The sequence below is a fragment of the Chryseobacterium sp. UF-81 genome (assembly GCF_058245105.1).
Window position 1 is genome coordinate 148,230 of the sequence record NZ_JBSIBX010000008.1, and the last position, 17,558, is coordinate 165,787.

At 39.3% G+C, this 17,558-nt stretch carries 14 protein-coding genes; 11 read left to right on the forward strand and 3 right to left on the reverse strand.

The window, feature by feature from the left end; translation table 11 throughout:
* Positions 1-219: 219 nt before the first annotated feature.
* The 3 genes from argC to AC4IFE_RS12795 form a co-directional block, all read right to left on the reverse strand.
* Positions 220-1,182, reverse strand: coding sequence for an N-acetyl-gamma-glutamyl-phosphate reductase (gene argC / locus AC4IFE_RS12785; RefSeq protein WP_490757568.1), 963 nt, complete (start codon positions 1,180-1,182; stop codon positions 220-222).
* Positions 1,183-1,245: 63 nt separating this feature from the next.
* A complete protein-coding gene (argG, locus tag AC4IFE_RS12790) occupies positions 1,246-2,439 on the reverse strand; it encodes an argininosuccinate synthase (RefSeq protein WP_490757569.1) in 1,194 nt (397 codons plus the stop codon).
* Entirely contained in the window at positions 2,408-3,013 is a 606-nt protein-coding gene (locus tag AC4IFE_RS12795) for a GNAT family N-acetyltransferase (protein WP_490757570.1), read from the reverse strand. Before AC4IFE_RS12795 ends, argG begins: the two co-directional genes overlap by 32 nt.
* Before the next feature lie 160 nt (positions 3,014-3,173).
* On the opposite strand from AC4IFE_RS12795, the gene AC4IFE_RS12800 reads away from it, so the two are divergent.
* The 11 genes from AC4IFE_RS12800 to AC4IFE_RS12850 all read left to right on the forward strand — a co-directional run bounded on the left by AC4IFE_RS12800 (position 3,174) and on the right by AC4IFE_RS12850 (position 17,558).
* Positions 3,174-3,590, forward strand: coding sequence for a transposase (locus tag AC4IFE_RS12800; RefSeq protein ID WP_490757571.1), 417 nt, complete (start codon positions 3,174-3,176; stop codon positions 3,588-3,590).
* Positions 3,591-3,849: 259 nt separating this feature from the next.
* A complete protein-coding gene (locus tag AC4IFE_RS12805; RefSeq protein ID WP_490757572.1) occupies positions 3,850-5,229 on the forward strand; it encodes a porin in 1,380 nt (459 codons plus the stop codon).
* A 50-nt stretch (positions 5,230-5,279) separates the two neighbouring features.
* A complete protein-coding gene (locus tag AC4IFE_RS12810) occupies positions 5,280-6,860 on the forward strand; it encodes an MFS transporter (protein ID WP_490757573.1) in 1,581 nt (526 codons plus the stop codon).
* A 43-nt stretch (positions 6,861-6,903) separates the two neighbouring features.
* Positions 6,904-7,131, forward strand: a complete 228-nt coding sequence (locus tag AC4IFE_RS12815) for a DUF6814 family protein (RefSeq protein WP_034743685.1) — start codon at positions 6,904-6,906, stop codon at positions 7,129-7,131.
* A 71-nt stretch (positions 7,132-7,202) separates the two neighbouring features.
* Complete coding sequence (locus tag AC4IFE_RS12820) at positions 7,203-7,397, forward strand: hypothetical protein (RefSeq protein ID WP_034706376.1); 195 nt, start codon at positions 7,203-7,205, stop codon at positions 7,395-7,397.
* Positions 7,390-10,086, forward strand: coding sequence for an ATP-binding protein (locus AC4IFE_RS12825; RefSeq protein ID WP_490757609.1), 2,697 nt, complete (start codon positions 7,390-7,392; stop codon positions 10,084-10,086). The genes AC4IFE_RS12820 and AC4IFE_RS12825 overlap by 8 nt, the downstream gene beginning before the upstream one ends.
* Positions 10,087-10,092: 6 nt before the next feature.
* Positions 10,093-10,455: a response regulator transcription factor gene (locus AC4IFE_RS12830; RefSeq protein ID WP_490757574.1), complete on the forward strand. Its 363-nt coding sequence runs from the start codon at positions 10,093-10,095 to the stop codon at positions 10,453-10,455.
* 287 nt (positions 10,456-10,742) lie between these two features.
* The gene (locus AC4IFE_RS12835; protein ID WP_490757575.1) at positions 10,743-12,629 is read left to right on the forward strand and encodes an AMP-binding protein; all 1,887 of its coding nucleotides are present in this window, start codon (positions 10,743-10,745) and stop codon (positions 12,627-12,629) included.
* 29 nt (positions 12,630-12,658) lie between these two features.
* On the forward strand, positions 12,659-14,596 hold the full coding sequence (gene acs / locus AC4IFE_RS12840; RefSeq protein ID WP_490757610.1) for an acetate--CoA ligase: 1,938 nt from the start codon (positions 12,659-12,661) through the stop codon (positions 14,594-14,596).
* Positions 14,597-14,866: 270 nt separating this feature from the next.
* Positions 14,867-15,235, forward strand: coding sequence for a hypothetical protein (locus AC4IFE_RS12845; RefSeq protein ID WP_490757576.1), 369 nt, complete (start codon positions 14,867-14,869; stop codon positions 15,233-15,235).
* Positions 15,236-15,347: 112 nt separating this feature from the next.
* The gene (locus AC4IFE_RS12850; protein ID WP_490757577.1) at positions 15,348-17,558 is read left to right on the forward strand and encodes a RelA/SpoT family protein; all 2,211 of its coding nucleotides are present in this window, start codon (positions 15,348-15,350) and stop codon (positions 17,556-17,558) included.

The following is a 17,558-nucleotide window of genomic DNA, read 5'->3' on the forward strand; positions in this document are numbered from 1 at the left end:
AAGACCTGAAAACTTCCGCTAAAAATTATTTCTATTCTCTAAAAATTCTAAAACTTGCGCGAATTTGGTATTTGTTGTTCAGCTTAATATCTGCCTCGCGCTTCAAACAGTAGAATTTTCTTAACGTTCATAGAATTAATTTTCTTAACGCTCCATTTTCCTAAGTCGGTTTTACTTTGAGTTTAAAAAATTCACTATTGACTTATTGACCATTCACTTTTAAAATGCTACCGGTTTTAAGTTCAGTCCCAGATTTTCTTCCCATCCCATAGCGATATTCATGTTCTGTACCGCCTGCCCGGAGGCTCCTTTCAACAAATTGTCAATCGCTGAGTGAATGACCGCTACATTTCCACTCTTTTCTATATGAATCACACAGCGATTGGTATTGACAACCTGCTTTAAATCAATTGCATGCTCGCTTACCTTTACAAAAGGCTCATTTTCATAAAAATCCTGATACAATTGACAGATATTTGAAAAAATTAAATCCGTTTTTACTGTTGAACTTATAAAAATTCCTCTTGCAAAATCTCCCCTCCATGGAACAAAATTCAAACTGACCTCTTTATGGTTCAATGCAACCAACTGCTGTAAAACCTCGTCCACATGCTGATGCGTCAGGGTTTTGTATGCTGAAATATTATCGTTTCTCCAGGTAAAATGGGTTGTCGCCTGTAAAGACTGCCCCGCACCTGTTGAACCTGTAATGCCGGTTGTATACACTTCATTCAGCAAGCCCTTTTCTGCCAATGGAAGTAGAGCCAACTGAATAGCCGTTGCAAAGCACCCCGGATTGGCAATACTTTTTGCTCCTGGCAGATTTTTTTTATTGATTTCAGGAAGTCCGTAGATAAAATTTCTGTTTCCAAAACTTCCATCCAGACGGAAATCATTTCCAAGATCAATTACCAAAGTCTCATCATTAACAGGATTCTGATTCAACCAGTTCTGGCTTTCCTTGTGAGGAAGACACAGAAATAAGATATCTACTTCTTCGGGTTGATCTGTTAAAACCTGCTCACAAACCGCCGTTAGGTCCGGATACAAATCTGAAATTTTTGTCCCGGAATTGGAACGGCTATATAAAAAGCTCAATGTCACATGGGGATGAAAAGCCAGCACACGGACCAATTCGCTTCCCGTGTAGCCATTAGCGCCTACAATTCCTACTTTTTTCATTTTAATTTTTTTGTTTGACAGGACTCCATCCTATCTCTGGTTAAATTGCTCCGCCGGAGCTCTTTATTTTGAATTGATCTGATGATATATATTTAAAGAATTGCTTACAATCTTTGTATAGCCTTTCACATCTTCTCCTGTCCAGGCTCTGTTTGCCTCACCATAGCTCCCGAATTTATCGGACATCAGATCATGCTTGGATTCAATTCCGTTTAAAACAAATCTGTATGGATGAAGGGTTACAAATACTTTCCCACTGACCGTTTCCTGAGAATCTGTCAGGAAAGACTCGATATTTCTCATCACCGGATCCAAGAATAATGCTTCATGAAGCCAGTTCCCGTACCAGTCGGAAAGCTGGGATTTCATTATCTGCTGATATTTTGAAAGCGTATGTTTCTCCAGTAAATGATGGGCTTTGATAATTACGGATGCTGCTGCTGCTTCAAATCCTACTCTTCCTTTGATACCAACGATTGTATCTCCAACGTGGATGTCACGGCCAATTCCGTAAGCCGAAGCCAGTTCTTCAATTTTCTGAATAGCATATACGGAATGTTCAAAATTTTCTCCATTTACAGCTACCACCTCGCCTTTTTTAAACTCAATTTCCAGTTCTGAAGGCTGGGTTTCCTTAATTTGTGACGGAAAAGCTTCTTCAGGAAGGTAATTTCTTGAGGTCAACGTTTCCTTTCCTCCCACCGAAGTTCCCCAAAGCCCTTTATTGACAGAATACTGAGCTTTATGAAATTCCATTTCGTAACCATGACTTTTCAGGAATTCTATTTCTTCTTCGCGGGACAGGCTCATATCTCGGATCGGTGTAATGATCTCCACTTCCGGACACATCACCTGGAAAATCAGATCGAAACGGACCTGATCATTTCCGGCACCTGTACTTCCGTGAGCAATGGCATCAGCACCGGTTTCAATTGCATATTTTGCAATTTCCTGCGCCTGAACGGTTCGCTCAGCACTCACAGATAGCGGATAGGTATTATTTTTCAGTACATTTCCGAAGATCAGATATTTTACACAGGAATTATAGTAATCCTCCTGAGCATCAACGCACCTGTATTCTTTCACCCCCAGATTGAAGGCTTTTTTCTCCAGTTCTTTTTCTTCTTCTTTAGAAAAACCTCCGGTATTTACAGTAACTGCATATACTTCATATCCCAGTGTTTCACTAAGATATTTGGCACAGTAAGAGGTATCCAAACCTCCGCTAAATGCTAAGACGACTTTCTTTTTCTCCATTGTAATCTTCAATTTCGGACTGCTGAATTTCAGTCCCGTTCACTTTATTATTATTTTCAGGAACAAAAAGCATTGCTGTACACAGACAGTTTTTACGTTCCTTTTTCATTAAAATTTCATAGTTCACACAGTTCTTACAACCGTTCCAGAACTCTTCATCCTGAGTAAGCTCAGAATAGATTACCGGTTTATAGCCCAGATCACTGTTGATTTTCATGACGGCAAGTCCTGTGGTTAATCCAAACACTTTAGCATTCGGATATTTTTCTCTAGATAACTGGAAAACTCTATTCTTGATCAAAGTGGCTACTCCTCTGTTCCTGTAGTTCGGAGATACAATAAGTCCTGAGTTTGCTACAAACTGACCATGCGACCAGGTCTCAATGTAACAGAACCCCACCCATTTGTCGTTTTCAGTAGCAACCACAGCATTGCCTTCTGAAATCTTTTTCGTTAAATATTCGATGGAACGTTTTGCGATGCCCGTTCCTCTACGCTGTGCAGAATCATACATTTCCTGCTGTATTTCACTCACATACATTAGATGTTCGCATGAGGAAATTTCTATTTCCATTTATTTATCTGAATTTTTTGGCAAATTTAAAGCATAATATCTTTAAAAACCAAATTAAAAAGATATTTTTTTTGTTTGAATAAAATATTCAGGTAATTTTATCTTTATTGAAAATTATAATTTTGCTAAATTATTATATATTTGCTAAAAACCTATAGCTATGGAAAATAAGTGTCCGAAATGCGGTGGCAGTAAAATTGTAAAGAGCGGAATCATCAACGAAAAACAACGTTTTCTCTGCAAAGACTGCAAGTATTATTTTACTGTAAAAAAAATAGGGAAACAGATTGATGACTATTACGTAACCAAGGCCTTACAACTCTATCTTGAAGGCTTAAGCTTCCGTGAAATAGAGCGGATTCTTGGAGTTTCCCATGTTACTATAAGCTCCTGGATTAAGAAATACAACATCACAAGACCGCCCCATTCTGAATTCCATCCTGTCTATAAAATCCTAAAACAGAATGAACTGATTGAATATATGAGTCAGGAAGAAAACATTAAAAACTCGGGGCTTATTATTACTCAGTTTGCGGATAAGTATATGCTGATTAAGTGGGAGAGGTTTAAGAAGTGAAGAAAGATTTTAGAATCAAGATTCAAGATTCAAGAGCCAAGATTCAAGACATGAGATATGAGACATGAGATTTCAGACATTAGTACATCCACACACTCAGACTCTAAAACCACTCCCTTAAAACCTTGAAATTGCAATTAAAAATCAATCAGTTAAATTAAAACTATACTATTACCACTAATATATATTAAATTTTTGTAAATAAATTATTAATTACAATTTGGCTTTCACAAAAAAAAACGCCAAAAATTGATAATTTATGAAGAAATTACTTTCATTTATTGGATTAGCCCTAATAAGCAGTTCTTTATATTCACAGGGTTCTCCTGATTACGGAGGCGGATTAAAATTAAATCTCAATCCGGAAGGAGATAAGTACATCAGATTCATTTTATGGGACCAGTTCTGGCTCAGAAATACACAAATGAATCCGGGAAGTATGGTAGCCAATGAAGCCACCGACAATTCCTGGAGTCTGGGAAACAGAAGATTACGAGCATTAATGTATGCCCAAATCTCTAAAAGATATATGATTCTGGCTCATTTCGGGATCAACAATCAGACCTTCATCAATGGCGGAGCTACAGGCACCACAGGAACAGGAGGTTACGGAAACGGGAAAAAGCCACAGTTATTTTTTCATGATGCATGGAATGAATACGCAGTTATTTTACCTGGAGAAGCGGGAAAATTCAGTTTATCTTTAGGAGCAGGACTTCATTATTACATGGGACTTTCCCGTATGACTATGGCTTCAACCCTAAATTTCCTTACTGTAGACTCCCCTATTTTTTCATGGCCGTTAATAGATAATTCGGATCAGTTTGCAAGACAGCTCGGAATGTTTGCGAAAGGAAAATACGGAAAACTGGAATACCGTTTCAGTTTAAATAAGCCTTTTGCCACCGACCTGGTTCCGGTGAACGTTACAGATCCTGCAAAAGCTGCAGCCGTAGATAACAACGGAAATCCAAGCTTTTCAAAAGCCGGATATGTGGAATACCAATTTCTGGATGAAGAGTCCAATACCCTTCCATTCAAGGTGGGTTCCTATTTGGGAACAAAGAAGGTGTTCAATGTAGGTGCAGGCTTTTATCATCAGGCTGACGGAACAAGAACATCTGTCAATTCTAATATTGAAAAACATGACATCACACTTGTAGCTGTTGATGCCTTTGCAGATATTCCTTTGGGAAATGCAAAACACAAAATGGCTGTTTCTGCCTATGCCGGATATTATAACTACAATTTCGGACCTAATTATATAAGAAACCTGGGAACTATGAACATTGCTGCCAATGATCCTAATTTTGTGGGAAGCAGAGCTATCGCAGGCCCAGGAAATTTACAGCCTATGATAGGAACGGGAAATATAGTTTATGCACAGGCAGGCTTACTTCTTCCCAACCAGTCAGAAAAACCAAAGATCAGGATACAGCCTTTCGCGGCGTATACCCATAAAAACTTTGAGGCATTCGATAAGTCGTCTTCCCAATTCGATGTGGGCGCCAACTGGTTTATAGACGGACATCACGCCAAGATCACGACACAGTATTCCACAAGACCCATATACACCAGTCCTACAGAAAGCCCTTCCTCAAAAGGCGAATTCATTGTACAATTTCAAATTTATCTTTAAACACAGGATGAACTTAATATCTTAATCCATTAACATCAAAATCAATCAACATGAGTGAAAATCACCACGAAAACTACAAGAATATGACCGACCGGCAGAAGAACCGCACTATTTGGAGCGTAATCACAGCCTCATCACTCGGCACTCTGATAGAATGGTATGACTTTTATATTTTTGGAAGTTTAGCCATTGTTTTAGCGACTAAATTTTTCCCTGCAGACAATCCTACCGCCGCATTTTTATCTACACTGGCTACTTTTGCAGCCGGATTTGTGGTAAGGCCTTTCGGAGCTTTGTTCTTTGGAAGATTAGGGGATATTATAGGTAGAAAATATACATTCCTGGTAACCTTACTGATTATGGGATTCTCCACTTTTCTGATCGGGTGTATTCCCGGATACGAAACCATCGGCTTCATGGCACCGGTTTTAGTTTTAATCTTAAGACTTTTACAAGGTTTGGCACTAGGTGGAGAATACGGGGGTGCCGCGACATATGTTGCAGAATATGCACAGCCCCACAGAAGAGGCTACTGGACTTCGTGGATCCAGACTACGGCAACCGCCGGACTTTTCATTTCATTGATCGTTATCTTAATTACTAAAAACACGTTATCAGCAGAAGAGTTTGATTCCTGGGGATGGAGAGTTCCGTTCTGGATTTCAATTTTAATGGTGGGAGTTTCTTATTTCATCAGAAAAAACATGAAGGAATCGCCACTTTTCGCCAAGGCCAAAAGTGAAGGTAAAACATCCAAAAACCCTTTAAAAGAAAGCTTCGGGAATAAATTTAATTTCAAATTTGTTTTACTGGCATTGTTCGGTGCTGCCATGGGACAGGGAGTGATCTGGTACACCGGGCAGTTCTACGCCATGAGTTTCCTGCAGAAAGTGATGAATATAGAATCGATGCAGGTTGATTACTTAATGGCTACTGCCCTATTGATGGGAACACCATTCTTCGTTTTCTTTGGCTGGCTTTCGGATAAAATCGGACGAAAGGCCGTTATGATGACAGGTATGCTGGTCGCTATTTTAGCCTACAGGCCTATTTATGACAGTATGTATAAAAGTGTAAACATCGAGGCTAAAACCATTGCAGGCGGAGGGATCAAAGAGACAAGAAGTGCCGCCATTCATAAAGACATAGCATCAGACAGTTTAATTACATTTCACAAAGAAACCACATTTACAGACGGAACTTTCATGAAGAAAGACAGCATCGTACACTGGTCTGCAGCCGGCCCTGTGATGAAAGACGGAAAAGCGGAAGAACCAAAAGTCGCAAAATCGATCACACTGAACAATAATACAAGATGGTACCTGGTATTTCTGGTTTTCATTCAGGTAATTTTTGTAACTATGGTTTACGGCCCGATTGCTGCTTTCCTTGTTGAAATGTTCCCCGTGAGAATCCGATATACTTCAATGTCATTACCGTATCACATCGGAAACGGAGTATTTGGAGGGCTTCTTCCGGCTGTGGCAACTTACCTTGTAACTCAGGGAAAAGATGCGGGACATGCCACCTGGTACCTGGAGGGACTTTGGTACCCGATTGGAGTCGCGGCAGTATGTTTAGTCATCGGATTGTTTTATCTTAAAAATAAGAATAATAATATCCACGATTAAATACCAAATCACTTAATTTTTTACTAATTTTAAAACTACTAAAATGAACGGACTAAAAAAAATATTAGGCATACTCTGGATTGCAGTAGCTCTGGTGGTGGGATATTTCGGAACTACGGTTTTAGGGATTCCAAAAATCACTTCAGGAAAGCAGGAAGATCTGGTATTCGGGATCATCATCTTATTTGTGCTGATGCCGATCATTTCGGGTGGAATGGCTATTTTCGGATACTATTCGCTGATTGGAGAATATTCAGACGATAAGATTTAATTTTATAAAAGATAGATGATAATTGATGAGCGACAGGTTACTCATCAATTATCTTTTATCAATCATCATTTATGAAAAAAAGACACGAACAAAAACTGGTTATCCTGAGCATCGGACTGATGATGGCCTTCAGCATCCCTATTTCACTGCTTTTCAACAGTGAAAAAGATGTTTTTGGCTACCCGATGATCCTGATCTACCTGTTCGCAGTCTGGATGATCTCCATCATTATTTCTTTTGTAATTGTAAAAAAGTATGATGAGTAGTTTTGCGTTATTTGTTGTTGTTTTACTCTATCTCGCCCTTTTATTCTTAGTTGCCCACCTGGCAGAGAAGAAGAGAAGCAAAAGATGGGTCAACAACCCCTACATTTACGCATTGTCACTGGCGGTATACTGCACGGCCTGGACGTACTACGGAAGCATTGGTGTAGCAGCAACAAGCGGCCTGAATTATCTGCCCATCTACATTGGTCCTGTTATGATTATTCCTGCATGGATCTACATCAATACAAGGATTGTAAGAATTTCCAGAGTTAACAAAATCAGCAGCCTGGCCGATTTTATTTCTTTACGATATGGAAACAGCAGAAGCTTCAGTGCGATTATTACGATCGTCTGCCTGCTGGCCATCGTTCCCTATATCGGACTTCAGATCAAAGCTATTTCCGAAACCTTCCATTTGGTGACCGAAACTTCGATGTCCAGCAATATCCTGACTGACAATGCAACGTTTGTGGTTATTCTAATAGCCTTGTTTTCTTCCTATTACGGAACCCGATATGTGGATGCCTCAGAAAAACGCCTCGGAATTATTTCCGCCATTGCCCTGGAAAGCTTTTTAAAGCTCTTTTTTATCATTATCCTGGGCATATTTGTTATTTACTTTGTATTTGACGGATTCTCAGACATCTATGAAAAGGCAAGTAAATTTGAGGATTTTAAAGAAAAAAATACATTCAACGGGATTGAAGGCGCCATGAACTGGATGGTCTTATGCATGATTTCCGCTACGGCCATCTGCATTCTTCCAAGACAGTTTCACACCGCTATTATCGAGAACAGACAGGAAAAACACATTAAAACAGCAATCTGGTTTTTTCCTCTGTACTTATTAATATTCACGGTATTTATTTTCCCTATTGCCTGGGGAGGAAGACTCATTTTTGACGGTGAGAAAGTAAACCCGGAGTTCTACTCTATTCTGATTCCACAACATTTTGACAATACTTTAATTACGGTTTTCGTATTCCTCGGCGGCCTGAGTTCATGTATTTCCATGATCATCATTTCGGCCATTACATTATCCATCATGCTTTCCAACAACCTCATCATTCCTTACGGTTTGCTGGGAAAATTCAAATCTGACAATGAGGTTCAGAATACAAGAAACATTACGAATATCAGGAAATTCAGCATTTTTGCTTTAATTATCATGGCTTTTGTTTTCTATAAATATTTTATTCTGAAAACATCACTCGATTCCGTAGGCCTGATTTCTTTTGTTGTGATTGCTCAATTGGCTCCTTCTTTTTTCGGAGCGATATTCTGGAGAAGAGGAAGCTATAAAGGGGCAGTAACGGGACTTCTCGCAGGATTGGCGATCTGCTATTTCGGACTGATCATTCCGCAGTATTATTTCTCGTACAACCAGGAATTCAAAGGGATTATCCGTGAAATGTATGATGCGTTTACATTTTTTAACATTCCTTATTTAAGCAGGATTTCCCAGATATTTTTCTGGTCTGTTTTCACAAATACAGCCCTGTTTACCATCATTTCTGTAAGTGTTAAAGGCAATTACCGGGAAAGAAATTTTGCTGAATTATATGTGGATATCGACAAACATATCTTAAATCATGAAAATGCTTTTGTATGGCGCGGAACCGCTTATGTTTCGGATATCAGGAATATTCTGGAAAGATTTTTAGGCAAAAATAAAACGGAGCAGGCTTTAAGGATCTTTAATTTGAAATATAATATCGATTCCAACACTGAAACGGCAGATTCAAGGTTTATCAAATTCTCAGAAAACCTTCTGGCAGGAAGAATTGGAACCGCATCGGCAAAAATTTTAATTGAAGGGGTAACCAAAGAGGATAAAATATCTTTAAGAGAAGTTTTAAACATTTTAGAAGAATCCAAAGAAAATATTATCCTTAATAAAAAGCTCACCGAACAGTCGGAAGAATTACAGAAGCTCTCCAATGACCTGAGAACAGCTAATGAGAACTTGATCGTCAAAGACCGTCAGAAAGACGACTTCCTGGATTCCGTAGCCCATGAATTAAGAACCCCAATTACCGCCATCCGCTCGGCAGGAGAAATTTTAGCAGACGATGATGATATTCCAACGGATATCAAACAGGAATTTTTAAACAATATCATCACGGAATCTGACAGACTGAGCGAAATTATCAACGATATTCTTTATCTTGATAAACTGGAACATGGTGAAATCGCTTTGAACATCAGAGAAAACCATATTATTGAAACTTACAAGAAGGCTTTAAATCCTCTACTCCATCTGATACAGCAGAAAAACATTCATTTAAGTGAAGTCAATCTCCTGAATCAAGCTGTATTTGAATATGATGAAGCAAGAATGATCCAGCTTTTCCAAAATATCCTTGGAAATGCTTTAAAATTTGCAGATGACCAGGGAACCATACAGACTAAACTGTCTGAAAAAGAAGATTACCTGATCATTACTATTTTCAATACAGGAAGACATATTCCCGAAGAGGACCTGGAAATGATTTTCGATAAATTTTATCAGTCAAAAAACCAGAATATTCTAAAACCAACAGGAAGCGGACTCGGACTTGCTATTTCAAAGAAAATTGTACAGGCACACAGCGGAATCATAAAAGCAGAAAACAGCGGTTTGGGTGTAACTTTTACAATAAGCATTCCTTACAGCATAACAAAAAATGAAGTTGAACAAAACCAATAACCATCCATGAGAAAGATCATTATTGCCGATGACGAACACAAAATATTAATGTCACTTGAATACAGCTTTAAGAAAAACGGCTACGACGTTTATATCGCAAGAGACGGAACGGAAGTCCTGGATTTCCTGAAAACAATGGTTCCGGATGTTATCCTTCTGGATATCATGATGCCCAACCTGGATGGATACAGCACTTTGGAAGCCATCAAAGAAGACGAAAGAATGAAGGATACAAAAGTGATTTTTCTGAGCGCAAAAAATAATCCTAAAGACATTGAAAAAGGCCTGAAGATGGGTGCCGATGCCTATGTCACAAAACCTTATTCCATTAAGAAGCTCATGCAGCAGATTGAAGAGATGTTTGAGTAGATGGGAAGAAAGAATCAAGAATCAAGAGCCAAGAACCAAGATTCAAGATTCAAGATGCGAGATTTAAGACATTAGTTTTAAGACTATGAGCACTGGATATTAGAAAAAAAATATACACTGTCATTGCGAGCGAAGCGAAGCAATCTCTTAATCATCTTAACTTCTGAATACATCTTAATGTTTCAATTTATAAACCATTAAGATCTTCATTAAATTTTAAGAGCATTAAGCTTTAGAGATTGCTTCGTCGCTTCGCTCCCCGCAATGACAAAAACACAAAAATTAATATGGACGCAGATATTCTGTTTAAGCAAAGCATAGAAGACAAAGAAAACTTCTGGCAAGAACAGGCCAAAGAAATAGATTGGTTTGAGTTTCCGGAGCAGATTCTTTCCAAAGATAAAAATGATTATCCGCAGTGGTATTCTGACGGAAAACTCAATATGTGCTACCTGTGCATTGACAAACATATTGAAGACGGTTTTGGAGATCAGACCGCCATAATTTATGATTCTCCAGTCACCGGTCAGAAGACAACTTATACTTTTAATCAAGCTAAAGAGGAAATATCAAAATTTGCAGGAGGACTCGTTTCATTAGGTTTAAAAAAAGGCGACACCGCCGTTATTTACATGCCGATGATTCCACAGACGCTCTTTGCGATGCTGGCCTGTGCAAGGATTGGGGTAATTCATAATGTGGTTTTTGGAGGTTTTGCCCCGAACGAATTGGTGGTAAGAATTGATGACTGTAAACCTAAAGCTTTAATCACCGCTACAGCAGGGATAGAAATAGCCAGAAGAATCCCCTATTTGCCGCTTGTAGAAAAAGCCATTGAACTGGCCCAGGATAAAGTCGATAATATTATTGTTTACAACAGAAAGCTGGTGGATAACCAACATGAAATGTTCGAAGGACTGATTGATTATGAGGAACTGATTCAAAAATCAATGCCCGCAGACTGCGTTTCCGTAGAATCAACTCATCCGTTGTACCTGCTTTACACTTCAGGAACTACCGGAAAGCCAAAAGGAATTGTAAGAGATACCGGAGGTTATGCAACAGCCTTGAAATTTTCAATGAAATACGTATACGGTGTTGAGCCCGGAGAAACGTATTGGGCAGCATCTGATTTCGGATGGGCAGTCGGACATAGCTTTAGCGTGTACGGCCCACTTATCAACCGGAATACAACCATCATTTTTGAAGGAAAACCCATTATGACTCCTGATGCAGGTACGTTCTGGAGAATTATTTCAGAATATAAGGTTTCTGCAATGTTTACAGCCCCTACAGCCATTAGGGCCATTAAAAAAGAAGATCCGAACGGAGAGCTGGTTAAAAAATACGATCTGACTCACTTCAAAAAACAGTTCCTCGCCGGTGAAAGATGCGATGTGGCGACTTTGGACTGGTTTGCAGAACATATCGGAGTTCCGGCTATTGATCATTGGTGGCAGACAGAATCCGGCTGGCCAATGCTGGGTTTAATGACCTTTGATGATCAGTATAAAATCAAAAGAGCTTCCGCCGGAAAGCCCATTCCCGGCTATGATATTAAAATCTTTGATGAGAACGGATATGAACTTGATACCCATCAGGAAGGTTATTTAATTATCAAACTTCCGCTTCCTCCTGGTGCCCTCCTCGGAATATGGAATGATCATGAACGTTTTCAGAGCAGTTATTTATCTCAGTATAAAGATTATTATTTTTCTGGAGATGGTGCTATTCGGGATGAGGACGGCTATATTTTCATTACCGGAAGAGTGGATGATGTCATTAATGTCGCCGGGCACAGGCTTTCTACATCAGAAATGGAGGAAATTGTCTCTTCTCACCCTGATGTTGCCGAATGCGCCGTCGTAGGCATCGATGACGAGCTGAAAGGACAGGTTCCGTTCGCTACTGTTGTTTTGAAAAACGGCTCATCAATTTCTGAAGAGGAAATTGAAAAAGACCTGATCAGAATGGTCCGCGAGAAGATTGGAGCTGTAGCTTTTTTAAAAAATGCAATGGTTGTTAAGCGTTTACCCAAAACCCGCTCAGGAAAGATCCTGAGAAAACTGATCAGAACCTTGCTGGATGGGAAAGATTTTCAGATTCCGTCCACGATAGATGATGAAAAAATCATTGAGGAAATTCAGGAAAAAATCAATGATTATAGGGCTTAAGCCATAAATTAAACATATATTTAATATTAATAAAATTCAAATTTCAAAAACGAAGGGATATGAGAAATTACTTAATTGAAGATCTGCCACATTATTTTGAAGAGTACAAAAAGTCTATTAAAAATCCTAAAAAATTCTGGGACAAAATAGCTGACCAAAATTTCGTGTGGTACCAGAGATGGAGCAAGGTGGTTAAGTATGATATGAATGAAGCCAAAATTACATGGTTTAAGAATGCCAAATTAAACATCACCAAAAACTGCATAGACAGACATCTTGCCGTAAGAGGAGAAAAAACTGCCATTATCTGGGAGCCTAATGACCCTAAAGAAGAAGCACAGCATATTTCCTATAATGAACTGTATAACCGCGTCAATAAAACAGCCAATGTTCTGCGCGAAATGGGGATTGAAAAAGGCGACAGAGTCTGCATCTATCTTCCCATGATCCCTGAATTGGCGGTTACCATGCTTGCCTGTGCCAAACTGGGAGCCGTACATTCTGTTATCTTTGCAGGATTTTCAGCTTCCGCCGTGGCTTCAAGGGTGAATGACTGTAATGCCAAAATGATTATTACTTCTGATGGCAGCTACAGGGGTAACAAAGTTCTGGATCTGAAAAGCATTGTAGATGAAGCACTGGAAAAAACGCCAAGTGTAGAATCTGTGCTGGTCGTGAAAAGAACAAACAACGAGATCAAAATGAAAGAAGGCAGAGATCACTGGATGGCTGATCTGTATGAAAAAGCCTCTCCGGACTTCGTAACCGTTATCATGGATGCCGAAGATCCCCTTTTCATCCTGTATACTTCAGGTTCTACCGGAAAGCCGAAAGGGATGCTTCATACTTCTGCAGGCTACATGGTGTATACAGCCTATACCTTTAAAAATGTGTTTAATTATAAAGAGAATGATATCTATTGGTGTACAGCAGATATCGGTTGGATTACAGGGCATTCCTACATTTTATACGGCCCACTTCTTAACGGAGCAACCACTGTGATTTTCGAAGGTGTTCCCACTTATCCTCAGCCGGACCGTTTCTGGGAAGTAATCGAAAAACACAAGGTTACCCAATTCTACACCGCTCCTACCGCCATCCGTTCATTAGCCAAAGAAAGTTCGGAATGGGTGGATAAGCATGATCTGAGTACCCTGAAGGTGATCGGTTCCGTTGGCGAGCCTATCAATGAAGAAGCATGGCACTGGTTCAATGATCATGTCGGAAAGAAAAAATGTCCGGTTGTGGATACCTGGTGGCAGACGGAAACGGGAGGAATCATGATCTCACCACTTCCTTTCGTTACCCCAACCAAACCCACTTATGCCACACTTCCGTTACCGGGAATCCAGCCTGTTCTGATGGATGACAAGCGTAATGAAATCACAGGAAACCAGGTAACAGGAAACCTATGCATCCGCTTTCCATGGCCCGGCATCGCAAGGACGATCTGGGGTGACCATCAGCGGTATAAGGAAACCTATTTCAGTGCTTTTCCGGGAAAATACTTCACAGGCGACGGTGCACTGAGGGATGAAGTAGGATATTACAGAATTACAGGCCGTGTAGACGACGTGATTATTGTTTCCGGACACAACTTAGGAACAGCTCCTATAGAAGACAGCATCAATGAACATCCTGCCGTTGCAGAATCCGCAATCGTAGGTTATCCGCATGACATCAAAGGAAATGCTTTATATGGCTTTGTGATCTTAAAAGAAACCGGAGAAGGCCGTGATAAGGAAAACCTTAAAAAAGAAATCAATCAACTTATATCGGACCAGATAGGGCCTATTGCCAAACTTGATAAGATACAGTTTGTTTCCGGACTTCCGAAAACACGTTCCGGAAAAATCATGCGTAGGATCCTGAGGAAAATTGCGGAAGGAGATTTCAGTAACTTCGGAGATATTTCTACGTTGCTGAACCCTGAAATTGTTGAGGAAATCAAAAACGAGAGAATTTAAAATTATTCAGTAAAAACGGGCTTCGGTCCGTTTTTTTTATTCTATTCGTAAAAATATTTATCAGTTAACCGGACGGAAAAATTGAACAGGTAACGATTAAGTGCAATATTTTATTTAGATTTTAAAGTTAAACACATGTTCAATAGACATTCTCAAACATTTTAACATTATAATATAGATAAAATGATAAATATTAAATTTTATTAAATTTATGATAATAATATTAAAAAATATTTACTATCTTTAAGTACAATTTAAAAACTATTGCTTATGTCAAATATATTAGCTGGATTATTTGCACATCACAGCGATTACAAAAAGCTTGAAGCCGATCTGGAAAATTCAGGATTTGAAAATTCAGATTACATAGTATATCTCAACAACGGCTCTGACACATCCTCTCAGTACCTGGCGAGTGTTGCGGTAAAAGATAATAACCAAACTGATGGCGTCCGGAATATTTTTAGCCAAAATTCAGTACTGAAGACCTATTTATTTGAGAATATGGGTATTGGGCAGGCAAATTATGATAATCTTAAAAGATTTATCGATGCCAGGAACAGAGCCGACATCCATAACAGCCCCGATGTGAAAATAAAGGCATCAAGCAGCGGCATGGATTCAGAAGTTAAATTCTGACAAAAAACACAAAATCTAATAACCGGAAATCCGCAGAGCGTTCTGCGGATTTTTTATGATGCAAAAGTTTAAAAAATTTTGTATTTTCGTTTAAATATAGGCATTAGCACAAATGAGTTACGATTTAGAACAGGAAAACAAAGAGATCCTTGCCCGGTATAAGGATCTGATTTCAAATACATACAGAACTCTGGATGAGGAAAATAACAAGCTCATCCGGAAGGCATTCGATATTGCATTGGATGCCCATAAGGATCAAAGGAGAAAATCCGGGGAGCCCTACATTTATCATCCTATTGCTGTTGCTAAAATTGTGGCAACAGAGATTGGCCTGGGAGCCACTTCTATCGCCTGCGCCCTGCTGCATGATGTAATAGAGGACTCCGACTATACCTATGAAGATCTTAAAAAGATTTTTGGAGAGAAGATCGCCAATATTGTGAACGGGCTCACAAAGATCTCTATTATGAATCACCAGAACATTTCCGTACAGTCTGAAAATTACAGAAAACTGTTATTGACGCTGTCTGAAGATTTTAGGGTTATTCTTATCAAGATTGCTGACCGCCTTCACAATATGCGGACACTGGAAAGCATGGCTCCTGACAAGCAGAAAAAAATTGCCTCGGAAACAGTGTACATCTACGCTCCTATGGCCCACCGTCTGGGATTGTACAATATCAAATCTGAGCTTGAAGATCTTTCATTAAAATACAATAATCCGGAAGTTTATAACGAGATCGCGGAAAAATTGGAGCTGGCAAAAGAAAGCCGTGAAAGATATATTGAGGAGTTTAAGAAAGAAGCTTCCGAAAGATTAAAAGAAGAAGGTTTAAATTTTACAATCAAAGGCCGCGCGAAAGCTATTTCTTCTATTTACAGGAAAATGCTGAAGCAGGGCGTTCCTTTTGAAGAGGTTTTCGATAATTATGCGATCAGGATTATTTATAAGTCCGATGCAAAGAACGAAAAATTCCTGGCCTGGAAGATCTACTCTATCGTAACGGATGTTTACCACAGTAATCCTTCAAGGATGAGGGACTGGATTACGCAGCCACGGTCTACCGGGTACGAAAGCCTTCATTTAACGGTTCTGGGACCGGACAGAAAGTGGATAGAGGTACAGATCCGCTCAGAAAGAATGGACGAAATCGCCGAAAAAGGGGTCGCCGCTCACTACAAATATAAAGAAGGCTACAAACAAAGCTCCGATGACCGTAATTTTGAAAGATGGGTTACTGAAATCCGTGATATCCTGGAACAGCAGCAAAACCTTTCCACATCTGAACTTTTAGATAATATTAAACTCAATTTATATTCTAAGGAAGTATTTGTTTTTACTCCTAAAGGGGAAATTAAGATTCTTCCAACGAATGCAACAGCTCTGGATTTTGCTTTTGCCGTTCACTCCGACCTTGGAATGAAGTGTCTTGGAGCAAAAATCAACGGGAAGCTGGTTCCTATTTCGTATGTTCTTCAGAATGGTGACCAGATAGATATTTTATCTTCGCAGAATCAGAAGCCCAAGTCGGACTGGCTGGAATTTGTAGTGACATCCAAAGCCAAGTCCAAGATCAAAAGTTACCTGAATTCCCAGAAAAACCAGCTGGTGGAAGATGGAAAAGAAATTCTTCAAAGGAAGCTTCGCCATGCGAAGATCAACTTTAACGATGAAGAGGTTAACAAACTTCAGAAGTTTTTCAATCTAAAATCTTCTCAGGAACTGTTCCTTAAATTTCAAAGCAATGAGCTGGATGTCAGCAGCCTGAGAAAATATATTGAAAGCAAGAACGTATTTAATAATTTACTTTCAAGATTCAGAAAATCTCCGTCAAAGAATATTCATTTTGAAGAGCCAAAAGAACAGAATCTCGATATGATCGTTTTCGGGAAAGATGAAGAAAAACTGAATTACAGCTATGCAAAATGCTGTACCGTAATTCCCGGCGATAAAATTTTTGGATTTATCACCATTTCCGACGGTATCAAGGTTCACAGCGACAACTGTCCGAATGCCATTAATCTGAGAGCACAATACGATTATCGTGTTATCCCGGCCAAATGGGTAAATGCGGAAAGCTTTAAGAACAGAGTTAAGATCGAAATTGAAGGTCTTGACAGGATGGGAATGATCAACGATATTACAACCGTGATCAGCGGAAGCATGGGAATGGATATGAAGAGTATGTCCATAGAATCCAACAACGGCATGTTTATGGGCAATATCAATCTTGAAGTTAAAAACAAAGGCCAGCTGGAAGAAACATTTAAAAAACTTAAAAGCATTGACGGAGTTTCAAGAGTGAGACGATTACAATCATAA

Excerpts from the sequence above, each read along its gene's own strand:
- AC4IFE_RS12845 (WP_490757576.1), top strand. The coding sequence starts at position 14,867 with ATGTCAAATATATTAGCTGGATTATTTGCACATCACAGCGATTACAAA.
- AC4IFE_RS12810 (WP_490757573.1), top strand. The coding sequence starts at position 5,280 with ATGAGTGAAAATCACCACGAAAACTACAAGAATATGACCGACCGGCAG.
- AC4IFE_RS12800 (WP_490757571.1), top strand. The coding sequence starts at position 3,174 with ATGGAAAATAAGTGTCCGAAATGCGGTGGCAGTAAAATTGTAAAGAGC.
- argG (WP_490757569.1), bottom strand. The coding sequence starts at position 2,439 with ATGGAGAAAAAGAAAGTCGTCTTAGCATTTAGCGGAGGTTTGGATACC.
- argC (WP_490757568.1), bottom strand. The coding sequence starts at position 1,182 with ATGAAAAAAGTAGGAATTGTAGGCGCTAATGGCTACACGGGAAGCGAA.
- AC4IFE_RS12825 (WP_490757609.1), top strand. The coding sequence starts at position 7,390 with ATGAGTAGTTTTGCGTTATTTGTTGTTGTTTTACTCTATCTCGCCCTT.
- AC4IFE_RS12830 (WP_490757574.1), top strand. The coding sequence starts at position 10,093 with ATGAGAAAGATCATTATTGCCGATGACGAACACAAAATATTAATGTCA.
- AC4IFE_RS12795 (WP_490757570.1), bottom strand. The coding sequence starts at position 3,013 with ATGGAAATAGAAATTTCCTCATGCGAACATCTAATGTATGTGAGTGAA.
- AC4IFE_RS12815 (WP_034743685.1), top strand. The coding sequence starts at position 6,904 with ATGAACGGACTAAAAAAAATATTAGGCATACTCTGGATTGCAGTAGCT.
- AC4IFE_RS12835 (WP_490757575.1), top strand. The coding sequence starts at position 10,743 with ATGGACGCAGATATTCTGTTTAAGCAAAGCATAGAAGACAAAGAAAAC.
- AC4IFE_RS12805 (WP_490757572.1), top strand. The coding sequence starts at position 3,850 with ATGAAGAAATTACTTTCATTTATTGGATTAGCCCTAATAAGCAGTTCT.
- AC4IFE_RS12820 (WP_034706376.1), top strand. The coding sequence starts at position 7,203 with ATGAAAAAAAGACACGAACAAAAACTGGTTATCCTGAGCATCGGACTG.
- AC4IFE_RS12850 (WP_490757577.1), top strand. The coding sequence starts at position 15,348 with ATGAGTTACGATTTAGAACAGGAAAACAAAGAGATCCTTGCCCGGTAT.